Consider the following 13,587-nt stretch of genomic DNA (forward strand, 5'->3'; position numbering starts at 1 on the left):
AAAGGGTTCGCAATTGTAGCCCATAAAGAAAAGGGCCAACGCAAGTTGGCCCTTTTTACACAAAAACAGAGGGCTTCACCCCCCCGTCATATTCATGAATCTGACGATTTGGACATCACCATCTGTCGTAAAATGGTGGCGGTGAGGCTTGAGAGACATCGAGTCACGGATCTTTTGTTTTAAAGGCTCTATTTCACCCGGATACTGACGAATGACCGCCCTTAGATCCGTGGAATGCTCATTGCCAAGACACAGCAACAGTCTGCCTTCGCAGGTCACTCGCACCCGGTTGCAGCTGTCACAGAAATTGTGACTATGAGGAGAAATGAAACCGATTCTGGAGACACTATCTGCCATGCGATAGTAACGCGAAGGCCCGCCCGTGTTTTCCGCAGAACTCAGCAGCGGATAGCGGGCTTCAATGATTGAACGCACTTCGTCGCTGGAACAGAAGGTTTCCTGACGGGAATGCTCCGAGACATTTCCCAACGGCATTTCTTCAATAAAGCTGATATCAATCTCTTCGTTGCGAGCGAAGTCGACCAGATCCAGTATCTCGTCATCATTTCGCCCCTTGAGGATGACAGCATTGAGCTTAATGCGCTCAAACCCTGCTTCCTTTGCAGCACGAATACCGTCGATGACCTTTTCGAGACTGCCGGTGCGAGTGAGCTCTCTGAACCTTTCAGGATCAAGAGAATCCAGACTGATGTTGAGACGCTGCATGCCCGCCTGGCGTAGAGAGGAGGCATAGCGTCTTAGCTGAGCACCGTTGGTGGTCATGGTGAAATCGCGCAGTCCTTCCAGCGCACCGATATTACTGACCAGCTCATCGATATTGCGCCGAACCAGAGGCTCGCCTCCGGTGAGACGAATCTTTTCCACGCCCAGTTCGGTAAAGGCTCTCGCCACGAGCGAAAGCTCTTCGATGGAAAGCACCTGATCGCGAGGAAGAAAGGTCATTTCTTCACTCATGCAATAGACGCAGCGGAAATCGCAGCGATCCGTGACGGAAATGCGAACGTATTTAATGCGACGATCAAAATCGTCAATCAATTCACTCATTGCTGCTCCCAGCGCTTCAACGACGCCAGATCGCTTTCACGCTCGCTGACCCAGTAATCCCCCTGGGTGGTATGTTCCTTTTTCCAGAAGGGCGCACTGGTCTTTAAAAAATCCATGATAAATGCGCAGGCTTCAAACGCAGCATGACGATGTGCAGTACTCACCAGTACCGCTACAATATCGTCTCCCGGGGTCATGTAACCGATTCGATGAACCACGATGGCGTCATTGATCTGCCAGCGCTGTCGTGCTCTTTCAACGACCTCTTCCAGCGCTCTTTCAGTCATCCCCGGATAATGCTCGAGAGTAAGCGCTGTGACCTCGGGTGACTCATTAAAGTCCCTGACGCGACCCACAAAGCTGACCACTGCTCCGGTACTGTGACAGCTATTCGAGAGGCTTCTGTAAAGGACGCCGATATCGAAGGGTTCATACTGTATCGTAATCATTCGGGATATCTGACCGACATGCTCAGCCTCCGGTAACCGGCGGGAAAAACGCGACCTCATCGCCCGGGTTGAGCGCGACATCTCCCTGAACCATATCATGGTTAACCGCACACAGAAGGCGTGGCTGTTCAAGCGCCTCAGGCGTATCAACCTGCGATTTCACCCACTCCTTTAATGCCCTTAGTGTAGGAGACGATAGATACCCTGGTAAAACACTCAATCTTTCTACGCCAAGCCGTTCTCGTAATTCGGCAAAAAAGCGTATTTCGATCGGGCTTTGACCTGTAGCCTCCGATACTTCGTTTGTATCGGATTCGGATACCGATGTGTTGACGTCAGCATGAGAGGTTCCCTGTCTTTCCCAGACACCTGAACGCCCACCGCTTTTATGATCCAGACGAACGTCCATGATTTCCATGCCACGATCCACGGCCTTGCACATGTCATAAAGCGTCAGACAGGCTACGGAAACCGCTGTGAGTGCCTCCATTTCCACACCGGTACGCCCTTCCAGGCGGCAGAAGGCCTTCACTCGAACACAGTGCTCCGTTGTGTCGAGCTCAAAATCCACCGCGACTTTTGACAGCATCAACGCATGACATAGCGGAATCAGCTCGTGGGTGCGCTTGGCGGCCTGAATGCCGGCAATCCTGGCGGTGGCCAGCACATCCCCCTTGGGCATATCGCCATCGGCAAGAAGCTTCAATGTCTCGGGCTGCATGATGATACGACCGGTGGCGACAGCTTCACGATGGCTGCTCTGCTTGTCCGACACATCGACCATGCTGGCCTCACCTCGTTCGTTAAGGTGAGTCAATGTCATATCAATTCTCCAAGCGGTTGTATGGTCACGGATGTGCCAGCCTCACAGGCTGCAAGATCGTCAGGCAGTTCTATCAAGCAGTTGGCATCATAAAGCGAGCTCAACCGATGCGACCCCTGCTCTTTTATGACGTTGACCCTGATCACGCCACAGGCGTCGACATGATAGCGACCTCTCAACAGATCAAGCCGTCCGTGGCGCCCTTTCAGCGACTGTTCGCAAAGAGCCTGCCATTTAACGGGCGCCCATTGACGACACCCGCTCAACTGACGAAACAGGGGTTGCACAAACTGCATCAGGGTTACCAGTGCCGCCACCGGATTTCCGGGCAGTCCAAAAAAAGGAATCTTCTGGATATGGCCAAAGGCCATCGGCTTGCCCGGTCGCATGGCCACGCGCCATGACGTGACCTGACCCAGCTGCTGAATGGCAGCACGAATCAGGTCAGCCTGACCTGCCGATACGCCTCCTGACGTAATAATGAGATCAGCCTGTCTGCTGGCGCTTGAAAGCTGCACGACACTTTCATCAAGACGGTCCGGCAGTATTTCCGTCATGACCACCTCTGCACCCCAGCGCTTCAGGCAGGCAGCAAGGCTAAAGGCATTGGCATCAAAAAGTGAGGGAGACTTGTCATCAACGGCGCCGGCACGACGAAGTTCGTCACCACTGGAAAAAATAGCCACTTTGGGACGACAGTGCACCTCGATATGCGAATGACCCAGTGAAGCCGCCATGCCGATCTGAGCCGGCCCCAGAAGCATGCCCGGCTCGAAGACACGATCCCCGATGGCAATTTCCTCACCAGCATGGCGAATGTTTTGCCCCTTTCTGACAGTCTCGGGCCGGGCAAGCTCAACCTGATCTTCGCTGATGACAATATCTTCGGCCATGACCACTGTATCGCACCCGGCTGGCAGCGGCGCGCCCGTGGTAATCGTGACAGCTTCACCCGGTGCCACTGGATCGTTGAAAGGATGCCCCGCCAAAGCCTCACCGATCAGCCTGAGACAGGCTTGTCCCTGATGAGCAAAGGCGACACCATCCATGGCAGAGGCGGTATAGCGCGGCAGTGCCAGCGCGGCCACGAGAGGTTCGGCAAGAACTCTATCCACGGCCTGCGTCAGCGGTACTCGTTCCATGCCAACGGGCGCCGGCGCCGCCGACCTGATATGCGCCAGCAAATCGCTGACCTCGACAAGCGCATCACTGGTCTCAAAACAATCACTCATGACGTGGCCCCTTTGCCATGGCCTGCCAGCGCAAGGGCCATGCCATCAACCAATCAAGCAGAGCGCCGTGGTTATCAAGGTCCAGACGCTCCACGTCCGGAGGCAACGTTACCTCATCGGTTGTCGCCACGGCGCGCACCCACGGGTCCTCAAAGGCCCGCAGCGACTTGCCAACAGCATCACGGTACAACTCAAGCTTGGGTATCGGCCACTGTTTGAACCCTTCGATCAGCACGAGATCGGGCGATAGTGTCAGTACCTGGTTCAGCAGTGTGGGCAGGCAGGGCTCTTCCTGCCCGGGGGTTTCCATCATCAGGGCAAAACGCCTGCCAGAGGCAACGAGCATGGGCGCCGCGCCCGCCTGGCGCAGGCGATGACTGTCCTTGCCAGGGATATCAACATCAAAATCGTGGTGAGCATGCTTGATAACGGCCACATCGAGGCCGCGCACGCGCAAGGCAGGGAGCAAAGCTTCCAGTAGCGTGGTCTTGCCTGTACCGCTCCAGGCGGCGATCCCCAGCAGCGGTGTTTCGATGTCGGAAAGGCGAAACGGCGTCATGGTACCTGCCTGATTGGGACGACACGGTGACCGATCAGCGCTCGGATCAGGCCATGAAAGCCTGTGACATGATCATCGGCCGAAGGCATCCCGGTCATTGAGTGTATTAATGTTGATAAAGGCGCGGGCGTTGTCGAATTGACAAAAGGTATGCGGGTGGCGTGCATACCATTGATCGATCTTGCGCCCCCCGCCGACCAGATACTCCTCCAGATCATCCACCAGATGGCGCTTCAACAGCACAATGGCAGGATGGGCGCGCGCCTGATCGCGGGCAAACACGATATCGACCTTATGGTTTTCAAGCGTCGCCAGAAGTGACGCCACCAGCGTGTCGGGCAGTGATGGTGTATCGCATGGCACCATGAGCAACAGCGGTGTGGAAGCTGCCTTCAAAGCGGCATGAAACCCTGCCAGCGGGCCGGCACTGCCCGTAATGACATCGGAAACGACCGGATATCCCAGCGCGGCATACACGTCATGATGGCGGTTGGCATTGATCATGACCTGTCCTACCTGAGGCGTGATGACAGAGAGCACATGACTGACCAGCGAGCGGCCAGCGAGTTCGACCAGCCCCTTGTCAACGCCACCCATGCGGCGGCCCTGCCCGCCGGCCAGCACCACACCGGTAATGCCTGCTCGGTTATCCATGATCGCCTTTAGCGTGTTCCGAACAGCTTGTCACCGGCATCACCAAGCCCGGGGACGATATAGCCGTGACTATCGAGACCTTCATCAACGGCTGCCGTATAAAGCTCTATCTCGGGATGTGAGCGGGATACGCGCGCAATGCCTTCAGGTGTGGCCACCAGCACAATCACCTTGATCTGGCGACAGCCCTTGGCCTTGAGCATGTCCAGCGTCGCTGCCATGGAACCGCCCGTGGCCAGCATGGGATCAATGACGATCGCCAGACGCTCATCCAGATCCTGAACAAACTTTTCGAAGTAAGGAACAGGCTCCAGGGTCTCTTCGTTTCGATAAAGCCCTACAACACTGATACGGGCACTCGGCAGCAGCGTCGTGACACCGTCGAGCATGCCAAGACCGGCACGCAGGATCGGTACGACAGTGACCTTCTTGCCCTTGATCTGCTGAACCTTGAGCGGCTTGCCACTCCAGCCCTCGATGGTTTCATCACTCAGCTCAAGCCCTTTGGTGGCCTCATAGGTCAGAAGGGTAGCAAGCTCGTTGGCCAGCTCGCGAAAGTGCTTGGTGCTGATGCCGGCGCCGCGCAACAGCCCGAGCTTGTGTTTGACGAGAGGGTGATCAATGGTATGAACATTCATGATGGGTATACGACCTGATAGAAAAATATCGCTGTCCCTTCCTATTGAATGGGCAGCGCAAGTGCCCTCCATTCTACTCCGGCGCACACAGACACGTTAAGCATCCATGTGCCGACAATAGAGGACATATTGACACATTGCCATGACGCCGATTAAGCGTCGGGCAGTTGCTCGAGTGCGGGCAGACGCCAGTCGATGGGCGCTTCACCCTTTTGAGCCAGAAAGGCATTGGTCTGCGAAAAGTGACGGCAGCCAAAAAAGCCGCGATGCGCTGCCAGCGGCGATGGGTGCGGTGCATGCAATACCAGATGCCTTGTCCGGTCCACAAACGCCGCCTTTTTCTGGGCATAGCTGCCCCAAAGCAGGAACACGACATGCGAGCAGTGCTCGTTGATGACCTCAATGGCTCGATCCGTGAAGGTCTCCCAGCCCTGTCCGCGATGTGATGCCGCCTGACCACGCTCAACGGTCAGGACACTGTTGAGCAGCAATACGCCCTGACGCGCCCAGCTTTCCAGAAACCCGTGGTTCACCGGTTCAAAGGCAACATCATCGCTTTTGAGCTCTTTATAGATATTGACAAGTGACGGAGGAATCGCCACCTGGGGGCGCACCGAGAAACACAGACCATGCGCCTGACCGGGGCCGTGGTAGGGATCCTGTCCCAGAATCACGACCTTGACGCTCTCCAGCGGCGTCAGTTCAAAGGCACGAAACCAGTGCTCGGAGGCCGGATAGATCACCTTGCGCTGATCCTTCTCATGACGCAGAAAGGCCTTCAGCGCCTGCATGTAGGGCGCATCCACCTCGTCACCAAGGTAGCGATTCCAGCTTTCGGGCAGCGGCAGGGCCATGATTACTCCTTGCGGGTACGAAGCTGATCCACTAGCGGCTCGACAAAGGAGATCCCCATGTCCCAGGGAAACTGGATCCAGGTATCCTGCGCCACTTCTGTCAGATACTGATCCACCATCGGGCGCCCTTCCGGCTTGGCGTAGATGGTCACGAAGTGCGCACGCGGCAGCATTTCACGCACGGCCCCGGCAGTCTTGCCGGTATCGACCAGATCATCGACTAAAAGCCAGCCGTCACCATCATGATCGATGCCCTTGAGCACGTTGATGCTGCTTTGCTCCATATGCTCATAGCTTTTGATGCAGACCGTATCGATCAGGCGAATATCGAGCTCGCGTGCGATCAGGGCAGCCGGGATCAACCCGCCGCGGGTGACCGCCACAATGCCCTTGAAATCACGGTCGACCAGCTGATGACACAGCATGCGCACATCACGGTGAAGGCGATCCCAGGAAATCGTGAACTGGTTATGGTAGCGATCGGTACTCATTGAAATATCCTGTGCATCAAGGGAGACACGTCTGCCCTGCTCATTCGTCTTCGGTAAAGGTACAGGCGGCAAAGACGCTGTACCCTTCGGCACGAATCATGTCACCGCCACCGAGCTCGGGCAGGTCAATGATGGCGGCAGTTTCAACGATAATGCCGCCGCTGCGCTCGATCAGTCGGGCCGCCGCCAGCATGGTACCGCCCGTCGCGATCAGATCGTCCACCAGCAAAATCCTGTCGCCTGTCTGAAATGCATCGGAATGCAACTCCACGGTCGACTCTCCGTACTCAAGACTGTAGGTCTCGCTGATGGTTCGAAAAGGCAGCTTGCCCTTTTTGCGCACCGGTACAAAACTGCAGCCCAGTTCATAGGCCAGCGGTGCGCCGATAATGAAGCCGCGCGCATCGATGGCCGCGATCGCATCGATATCGAGCTCCTGATATCGGTGAACGAAGCTGTCGATCAGCTTTCGAAAAGCCGCACTGTTTTGCAGTACCGGCGTAATGTCGCGAAAGTTGACACCGGGTTCCGGCCAATCCTTCACGGTACGAATCACCGACTTGATATAGTCGCCGTAAATACTTGTCGCCACGTTCAATCTCTCGTCGACCCATATGCAAAACGACCGGACGGTGCCGGTCGCTTTATATAAACTGGGAGCATTTTACCCAATGGCGCCCGTGCAAGCGACCCACACAGGCCACATCGGCACGCAATTTCATCCTCTGGCCGCAAGAACACGCTCGACCGTCTCGACAATGGTCTGCGTCTGAGGATCGATTTCGATATTCACGCCGTCACCGATTTCCCGAGTACCGATCACGGTCCGCGCGAGCGTATCGGGAATCAGATTGACGCAGAATCGGTTGTCCCGCACTTCACCGATGGTCAGACTGATGCCATCGACGCCGATGTAGCCCTTGTCGAACAAAAACCTGGCCCACTGCTGCGGTAACTCGAACCAAAGACGACAGTTATTGGGAGCATCCTCGCGGGATATAAGCGTTGCCATGCACATGACATGCCCCGACATGGCGTGACCGCCGACCTCATCTCCCAGCCGCGCCGCACGTTCAACATTCACATAATCATTGACCTCAAGCGCCCCAAGATTGGTCAGGGCCAGTGTCTCACGCATGAGATCAAAGCCCACCAGTGAGCCCTCGATGCTTGTCACGCTCAAACAGCAACCGTTGTGAGCCACGGATGCCCCATGCGCCAGCCCTTCCAGCATGGAAGGCGGCATGTCGATGACATGGCGATTAAGCCCCTCCAGACGCTCGATGGCGACTACGCGGGCCATGCCCTGTACGATACCGGTAAACATGATGGCCTCTTTGATGGATGAAAATGACCATGTTCGCCTGTTCCGACGGCGCTGTCATCCACCGCCTTGTCGTATCATTTTGCGCCGCTGGAGACTCATGAAGATCGATCTGTCCTCCATATAGCCGCACTATCGGGTACTTATGACGCGTGAGCGCCACGGATCAAGTATACTGACGCGCCTTGTGCCCTGCGCACTTTTCACGACGATCATATTCACCACGTCAGGTACGCGCTCGGTGGTACACGACCCAACTGCATTTAAGACATTCCAATCCGATGATTCGACTTGAAAATGTGACCCGAGTGTATGGTCATGGCGCCAGGGCCGTGACTGCACTCAAGGACGTCAATCTGGAAGTGGCTGCCGGCAGCATCACCGGTGTCATCGGTGTCTCCGGCGCCGGTAAAAGCACACTGATCCGATGTGTCAATCTGCTCGAACGCCCGACCCGGGGCAGAGTGTTCGTGGCCGGCCAGGAGCTGACCGCCATGAACAAGACCGAACTGCGAAAGGCCCGCCATGGCATCGGCATGATCTTTCAGCACTTCAATCTGCTTGAATCGCGTACCGTGCGAAATAACATCGGCCTGCCACTCGAGCTGATCGGCACCCCGCGCCGTGAGATCGATCAACGCATCGACGAGCTTTTAGAGCTGACCGGCCTCAATGAGCGCGCCAACGCCTATCCTGCGGCCCTCTCCGGCGGCCAGAAACAGCGTGTGGCCATTGCCCGCGCACTGGCGAGCAATCCACAGGCCCTGCTGTGCGATGAAGCCACCTCGGCACTCGACCCGCAGACCACAAGCTCCATTCTGACGCTGTTAAGGGACATCAATCAGCGCTTGGGGCTTACCATCCTGCTGATTACCCATGAGATGGAGGTGGTTAGAACCATCTGCGATCAGGTCGCTCTGATCAGTGGCGGCGCGCTGGTAGAAACAGCCCCGGTAGGCGATTTTTTCACCCGTCCCGCCACCGAGGAAGGTCGAGTATTTCTCAACGATTTCCTGCAACTGGCACCGTCCAATACGCTCTTGCAGCGCATGACAGAGCATCCCGACGAGAACAGTCTGCCGGTCGTGCGACTGGTCTTTCGCGGTCAGTCCCTCTCCAGCGAGCTGATGACGCATCTCGAACAGGATTTCGGGATTCGACTGCGCATCCTGCAGGCGCGGGTTGAAAACATTCAGGGCCGCACACTGGGGCTGATGATTACTGAATTTGACGGTGCCCGGGATACGCTTGGCGCCGCCATGGACCATCTACACACGCTTGATGTTCAAACGGAGGTACTCGGCCATGTCCAGCGCCATGATTGATCGCATCCTCGAGGCCATCGGCGACACCTTTTATCTGGTGATCTGCAGCGGCCTGATCGGCATCGCGCTGGGCATCGTAATGGGCGTGGCCCTCTATGTGACCCGCGAAAACCGCATCATGGCCATGCCGGTACTCAACCGCGCCATCAGCCTGGTGGTCAATGTAGGCCGCTCGGTGCCCTTTATCATCCTGATGCTGGCACTGGCGCCCTTCACCCGCTGGCTGGTCGGCTCCTACATCGGCACGACGGCAGCCCTGGTGCCGCTGAGCATCGCTGCCATCCCCTTTGTCGCACGCCTGGTCGAAGGCGCCCTTAATGAAGTACCGCACGGGCTGATCGAGGCGGCGGAATCGATGGGCGCCACGCCCTGGCAGATCATTACCCGCGTATTGCTGCCGGAAGCCCGGGGCGGCCTGATCACGGCAGCCACCATCACCATCATCGCGCTGATCGGTTACAGCGCCATGGCAGGCGCCATCGGTGCCGGCGGTCTGGGGGCCGTGGCCTACAACTACGGCTACTCCCGCTATAACCCCATGGTCATGCTGGTCACGGTATTGATCATGGTGGTCATGGTGCAGGGTGTTCAGATGCTGGGCGACTTTTTCGTGCATCGCAGCCGCCATCGCTAGATGAAAGGGCCTGCAATGACGGCTTTCAAATAACAACAACGACCTTCACGGGCGTCGCACAAGGCGCATCAACCCCTTTCGACAGCATGCCCTGTCGAACCCATTGCAAGGATATGGCACATGAAAATCTCACCGAAAGGACTGGGCGCTGCTCTGGTCATAAGCGCAAGCGTTGTAATGGCCGGCTGCGGCAGCCAGAACAATGATGACAGCACGATTCGCGTCGGCACCATGGCAGGGCCTGAAACGGCGCTGATGGAGACGGCTGCCACAGTGGCCAAGGAGAAATACGGGCTCGACGTCGAGATCACCGAATTCAACGATTATGTTTCGCCCAACGCCGCGCTTGATGACGGCAGTATCGATGCCAACGCCTATCAGCATCAGCCCTATCTGGACAGCATGATGGCGGATCGCGGCTTCGATTTCGTCTCGGCAGGCAAGACCTTCGTCTACCCGATCGGTGCCTACTCCGACAAGTATCAGAGCATTGACGAGCTGCCGGAAGGTGCCACCATCGCGGTTCCCAACGACCCGTCCAACGAGGCACGCGCGTTGCTGCTGCTCGCTCGCGAGAATCTGATTGAGCTGCGCGACCCGAAAAGCCCGACGGCCACGCCGGATGACATCACCAGCAATCCGCACAACTATCAGCTGCGCGAGCTGGATGCTGCCCAGCTGACGCGCGCCCTGCCGGATGTCGACATGGCCTTCATCAACAGCACTTACTCGGTGGCCGCCGACATGACTCTGGATCAGGCGCTGATCGTCGAGGATGGTGACTCCCCGTACGTAAACCTGATCGTGGTACGCCAGGGTGACCAGAACAGCGAAAAGGTCAAGCACCTCGTGGAAGCCTTCCAGAGCCAGCAGGTCATCGACAAGGCCGATGAACTCTTCAAGGGCGGCGCCATCGCGGGCTGGGAAAACAACCAGTAAGCCCCCATATCGCTGACCAGGGCCGGCCTTTGCCGGCCCTTTTGTTATCCATGCAGTGAGACGATCATGAACGACACACGACCCACCACTGACTACGCCATGCTGAGGCGTCAACTGAGCGCCCTGCTCGATACGCGTGACTGGGTGACCAATACCTCTCAGATGGCGGCCTTTATCTTTCAGCAGGTTCCCGACCTGAACTGGGCCGGCTTTTATCTTCAGCGCGAAGCGCGCGTTCTGCGCCTTGGCCCTTTTCAGGGGCAGCCCGCCTGCAACCCCATTGGTTTTGATGAAGGCGTCTGTGGTGCAGCAGCACGTACGGGCGAGACTCAGCGAGTAGAAGACGTGCACGCCTTCCCCGGCCATATCGCCTGCGATGCGGCGTCACGCTCGGAGCTGGTGGTACCGCTGATCAGAGAAGGCCGGGTCTGGGGCGTACTGGATCTTGACAGCCCTCTGCCGGGACGCTTTGCGGTTGAAGATCAACAGGGGATTGAAGCGCTGTGTCAGGTATTGATCGAACAGAGCGATCTAACCGACCTGTCAGAGTGACCATCAATCATAAAAAACGGGCAATAAAAAACCCCGCCGAAGCGGGGTTTTTAATGTTCTGGTAGGACCGAGCGGATTTGAACCGCTGACCTCCACGATGTCAACGTGGCGCTCTAACCAACTGAGCTACGGTCCTTCAAATCGATTGTCGTTGAAACCATCTGTTTCGGCGTGCAGTGCAATGGTAGGACCGAGCGGATTTGAACCGCTGACCTCCACGATGTCAACGTGGCGCTCTAACCAACTGAGCTACGGTCCTGCTTCAATGGCATGCACATGCCGTTTCAACGCTGCGCTATTGTACTTATTTTCCGATAAAGCGCAACCGTTTAACCATCGAATTGTTATAAAACATGCCTTTGCATGGTCGCGCGCGCCTGGAACGGGCGCTCGACAAACAAGGGTCCTCAACGCCGGAGCATGAGCTTTCAACCCCCGTGAAACCCTAAAAACAGATCGGGCCTGCTGATGACTCAGCAGGCCCGGCTGTCAGCTCAACGCTGGCACGTCGTGATTAGGAGTCGACGCGAAAACCCATGGTGGCCTCGACCGCCTGCTTCCAGCCATCATAAAGTTCTTTACGCTGCTTCTCGCCCATCTTCGGCTCGAACTTGCGCTCCAGCGCCCAGTATTCGGCAATCTCTTCACGAGACTTCCAGAAACCAACCGCCAGACCAGCGAGATAGGCCGCACCCAGCGCCGTGGTCTCGTTGACCTCACAGCGCAACACATCAACGCCCAGAATATCGGCCTGGAACTGGGCCAGGAAGTTGTTGGAGATGGCACCGCCGTCGGTACGCAGCTCGGTCAACGCGATGTTGGCATCGTTTTGCATCGCATACAAAACGTCCGCGCTCTGATAGGCCAGAGACTCGACCGCAGCACGAATGAAGTGCTCCTTGGTCGTGCCTCGCGTCAGACCAAACATCGCCCCACGCACGTTGGAGTTCCAGTAGGGCGCGCCCAGACCGGTAAATGCCGGCACCATGTAAACACCGTCATTGCTGCCGGCACGCTCGGCGTAGGCTTCCGAGTCAGACGCCCGGCCCAGCATTCGAAGACCGTCACGCAGCCACTGAATGACGGAGCCGGCCACGAAGACGCTGCCTTCCAGCGCGTATTCCATGGTGCCCTCGACTTCCCAGGCCACGGTCGTCAACAGACCGTTATCGGAAGGCGTGGCCTCGGTGCCGGTGTTCATGAGGGTGAAGCAGCCCGTGCCATAGGTATTCTTGGCCATGCCGGGCTTGAAGCAGCCCTGACCGAACAGAGCAGCGTTCTGATCACCCGCCATACCGGCGATCGGCACTTCATGTCCGAACAGGTACTTCGGCATGACATGGCCGTACACTTCACTGTTGGACTTCACTTCGGGCATCATGCTTTCGGGCACCCCGAACAGCTCCAGCAGTTCGGGATCCCACTTGCGCTCACGAATGTTGAACAGCATTGTGCGTGAGGCGTTGCTGACATCGGTGACATGCACCTTGCCGCCGGTCAGATTCCACACCAGCCAGGTGTCGATGGTGCCAAACAGCAGATCGCCCTGCTCGGCCTTCTCTTTGACGCCTTCAACGTTATCGAAGATCCACTTCAGCTTGGTGGCCGAGAAGTAGGCATCGATGACCAGCCCCGTCTTGTCACGGATCATGTCCTCATGGCCCGCTTCACGCAGCTCATCACAGATTTCTGCGGAATGGCGTGACTGCCAGACAATGGCATTGTAAACGGCGTGCCCGGTTTTTTTGTCCCAGATCACGGTGGTTTCACGCTGGTTGGTGATCCCGATCGAGGCAATCTCGCTGACATCGACTTCCGAGTTGTTGATGACCTCGGCCAGCGTGGTCAACACGCTGGTCATGATTTCGCGCGGATTGTGCTCTACCCAGCCCGGCCGCGGAAAAATCTGCTCGAACTCGCGCTGAGCGATGCCGGCCACACGACCTTCATGATCGAACAACATCGAGCGTGAGCTGGTCGTCCCCTGATCGATGGCAAGAATGTACTTTTTCTGCTTACTCATGAGTATTGACTCCTCGATGTAGTGC

The 13,587-nt window shown here is 57.0% G+C and carries 16 protein-coding genes and 2 tRNA genes; 4 read left to right on the forward strand and 14 right to left on the reverse strand.

Annotation, left to right across the window (positions count from 1 at the left end; all coding sequences use genetic code 11):
* Positions 1-75 precede the first annotated feature (75 nt).
* From moaA to B9G99_RS15580, 11 genes are all read right to left on the reverse strand, one after another.
* Positions 76-1,065 (reverse strand): GTP 3',8-cyclase MoaA, encoded by a 990-nt coding sequence (gene moaA, locus B9G99_RS15530; protein ID WP_086622990.1) that lies wholly within the window; start codon positions 1,063-1,065, stop codon positions 76-78.
* Positions 1,062-1,613, reverse strand: coding sequence for a molybdopterin synthase catalytic subunit MoaE (gene moaE, locus B9G99_RS15535; RefSeq protein WP_335617615.1), 552 nt, complete (start codon positions 1,611-1,613; stop codon positions 1,062-1,064). Before moaE ends, moaA begins: the two co-directional genes overlap by 4 nt.
* Positions 1,537-2,337, reverse strand: coding sequence for a cyclic pyranopterin monophosphate synthase MoaC (moaC, locus tag B9G99_RS15540; protein WP_086622992.1), 801 nt, complete (start codon positions 2,335-2,337; stop codon positions 1,537-1,539). Before moaC ends, moaE begins: the two co-directional genes overlap by 77 nt.
* Complete coding sequence (locus tag B9G99_RS15545; protein WP_086622993.1) at positions 2,334-3,569, reverse strand: molybdopterin molybdotransferase MoeA; 1,236 nt, start codon at positions 3,567-3,569, stop codon at positions 2,334-2,336. The genes moaC and B9G99_RS15545 overlap by 4 nt, the downstream gene beginning before the upstream one ends.
* Positions 3,562-4,128 carry a molybdopterin-guanine dinucleotide biosynthesis protein B gene (gene mobB, locus B9G99_RS15550; protein ID WP_086622994.1) on the reverse strand — a complete coding sequence of 189 codons (567 nt, stop codon included), beginning with the start codon at positions 4,126-4,128 and terminating at the stop codon, positions 3,562-3,564. The genes B9G99_RS15545 and mobB overlap by 8 nt, the downstream gene beginning before the upstream one ends.
* A gap of 72 nt (positions 4,129-4,200) precedes the next feature.
* Positions 4,201-4,782 carry a molybdenum cofactor guanylyltransferase MobA gene (mobA, locus tag B9G99_RS15555; RefSeq protein WP_086622995.1) on the reverse strand — a complete coding sequence of 194 codons (582 nt, stop codon included), beginning with the start codon at positions 4,780-4,782 and terminating at the stop codon, positions 4,201-4,203.
* An 8-nt stretch (positions 4,783-4,790) separates the two neighbouring features.
* Positions 4,791-5,420 (reverse strand): uracil phosphoribosyltransferase, encoded by a 630-nt coding sequence (gene upp / locus B9G99_RS15560; protein ID WP_086622996.1) that lies wholly within the window; start codon positions 5,418-5,420, stop codon positions 4,791-4,793.
* A 152-nt stretch (positions 5,421-5,572) separates the two neighbouring features.
* Positions 5,573-6,274, reverse strand: coding sequence for a uracil-DNA glycosylase (gene ung, locus B9G99_RS15565; RefSeq protein WP_174678770.1), 702 nt, complete (start codon positions 6,272-6,274; stop codon positions 5,573-5,575).
* Between the two features lie 2 nt (positions 6,275-6,276).
* Positions 6,277-6,765: a xanthine phosphoribosyltransferase gene (gene gpt, locus B9G99_RS15570; protein WP_086622998.1), complete on the reverse strand. Its 489-nt coding sequence runs from the start codon at positions 6,763-6,765 to the stop codon at positions 6,277-6,279.
* A gap of 40 nt (positions 6,766-6,805) precedes the next feature.
* Positions 6,806-7,357: an adenine phosphoribosyltransferase gene (locus B9G99_RS15575; RefSeq protein WP_086622999.1), complete on the reverse strand. Its 552-nt coding sequence runs from the start codon at positions 7,355-7,357 to the stop codon at positions 6,806-6,808.
* A gap of 126 nt (positions 7,358-7,483) precedes the next feature.
* Entirely contained in the window at positions 7,484-8,092 is a 609-nt protein-coding gene (locus B9G99_RS15580; protein WP_086623000.1) for a riboflavin synthase subunit alpha, read from the reverse strand.
* Positions 8,093-8,370: 278 nt separating this feature from the next.
* Between B9G99_RS15580 and B9G99_RS15585 the strand changes: the two genes are divergently transcribed.
* From B9G99_RS15585 to B9G99_RS15600, 4 genes are all read left to right on the forward strand, one after another.
* The gene (locus B9G99_RS15585; RefSeq protein ID WP_086623001.1) at positions 8,371-9,414 is read left to right on the forward strand and encodes a methionine ABC transporter ATP-binding protein; all 1,044 of its coding nucleotides are present in this window, start codon (positions 8,371-8,373) and stop codon (positions 9,412-9,414) included.
* Positions 9,395-10,048, forward strand: a complete 654-nt coding sequence (locus B9G99_RS15590) for a methionine ABC transporter permease (protein ID WP_086623002.1) — start codon at positions 9,395-9,397, stop codon at positions 10,046-10,048. Before B9G99_RS15585 ends, B9G99_RS15590 begins: the two co-directional genes overlap by 20 nt.
* A gap of 120 nt (positions 10,049-10,168) precedes the next feature.
* The gene (locus B9G99_RS15595; RefSeq protein WP_086623003.1) at positions 10,169-10,987 is read left to right on the forward strand and encodes a MetQ/NlpA family ABC transporter substrate-binding protein; all 819 of its coding nucleotides are present in this window, start codon (positions 10,169-10,171) and stop codon (positions 10,985-10,987) included.
* A 66-nt stretch (positions 10,988-11,053) separates the two neighbouring features.
* Positions 11,054-11,539: a GAF domain-containing protein gene (locus B9G99_RS15600; RefSeq protein WP_086623004.1), complete on the forward strand. Its 486-nt coding sequence runs from the start codon at positions 11,054-11,056 to the stop codon at positions 11,537-11,539.
* Between the two features lie 59 nt (positions 11,540-11,598).
* Here the strand turns inward: B9G99_RS15600 and B9G99_RS15605 are convergent.
* The 3 genes from B9G99_RS15605 to glpK form a co-directional block, all read right to left on the reverse strand.
* A tRNA-Val gene (locus tag B9G99_RS15605) sits at positions 11,599-11,675 on the reverse strand.
* A gap of 46 nt (positions 11,676-11,721) precedes the next feature.
* Positions 11,722-11,798, reverse strand: a tRNA-Val gene (locus tag B9G99_RS15610).
* 255 nt (positions 11,799-12,053) lie between these two features.
* Complete coding sequence (gene glpK / locus B9G99_RS15615) at positions 12,054-13,562, reverse strand: glycerol kinase GlpK (RefSeq protein WP_086623005.1); 1,509 nt, start codon at positions 13,560-13,562, stop codon at positions 12,054-12,056.
* Positions 13,563-13,587: the final 25 nt, after the last annotated feature.

The organism is Kushneria konosiri (genome assembly GCF_002155145.1).
Lineage (GTDB): Bacteria > Pseudomonadota > Gammaproteobacteria > Pseudomonadales > Halomonadaceae > Kushneria > Kushneria konosiri.

Coding starts and splice junctions, on each gene's coding strand:
- B9G99_RS15600 (WP_086623004.1), top strand. CDS start 11,054: ATGAACGACACACGACCCACCACTGACTACGCCATGCTGAGGCGTCAA.
- moaC (WP_086622992.1), bottom strand. CDS start 2,337: ATGACATTGACTCACCTTAACGAACGAGGTGAGGCCAGCATGGTCGAT.
- moaE (WP_335617615.1), bottom strand. CDS start 1,613: ATGATATGGTTCAGGGAGATGTCGCGCTCAACCCGGGCGATGAGGTCG.
- ung (WP_174678770.1), bottom strand. CDS start 6,274: ATGGCCCTGCCGCTGCCCGAAAGCTGGAATCGCTACCTTGGTGACGAG.
- mobA (WP_086622995.1), bottom strand. CDS start 4,782: ATGGATAACCGAGCAGGCATTACCGGTGTGGTGCTGGCCGGCGGGCAG.
- gpt (WP_086622998.1), bottom strand. CDS start 6,765: ATGAGTACCGATCGCTACCATAACCAGTTCACGATTTCCTGGGATCGC.
- B9G99_RS15585 (WP_086623001.1), top strand. CDS start 8,371: ATGATTCGACTTGAAAATGTGACCCGAGTGTATGGTCATGGCGCCAGG.
- B9G99_RS15580 (WP_086623000.1), bottom strand. CDS start 8,092: ATGTTTACCGGTATCGTACAGGGCATGGCCCGCGTAGTCGCCATCGAG.
- upp (WP_086622996.1), bottom strand. CDS start 5,420: ATGAATGTTCATACCATTGATCACCCTCTCGTCAAACACAAGCTCGGG.
- B9G99_RS15590 (WP_086623002.1), top strand. CDS start 9,395: ATGTCCAGCGCCATGATTGATCGCATCCTCGAGGCCATCGGCGACACC.
- glpK (WP_086623005.1), bottom strand. CDS start 13,562: ATGAGTAAGCAGAAAAAGTACATTCTTGCCATCGATCAGGGGACGACC.
- mobB (WP_086622994.1), bottom strand. CDS start 4,128: ATGACGCCGTTTCGCCTTTCCGACATCGAAACACCGCTGCTGGGGATC.
- B9G99_RS15595 (WP_086623003.1), top strand. CDS start 10,169: ATGAAAATCTCACCGAAAGGACTGGGCGCTGCTCTGGTCATAAGCGCA.
- moaA (WP_086622990.1), bottom strand. CDS start 1,065: ATGAGTGAATTGATTGACGATTTTGATCGTCGCATTAAATACGTTCGC.
- B9G99_RS15545 (WP_086622993.1), bottom strand. CDS start 3,569: ATGAGTGATTGTTTTGAGACCAGTGATGCGCTTGTCGAGGTCAGCGAT.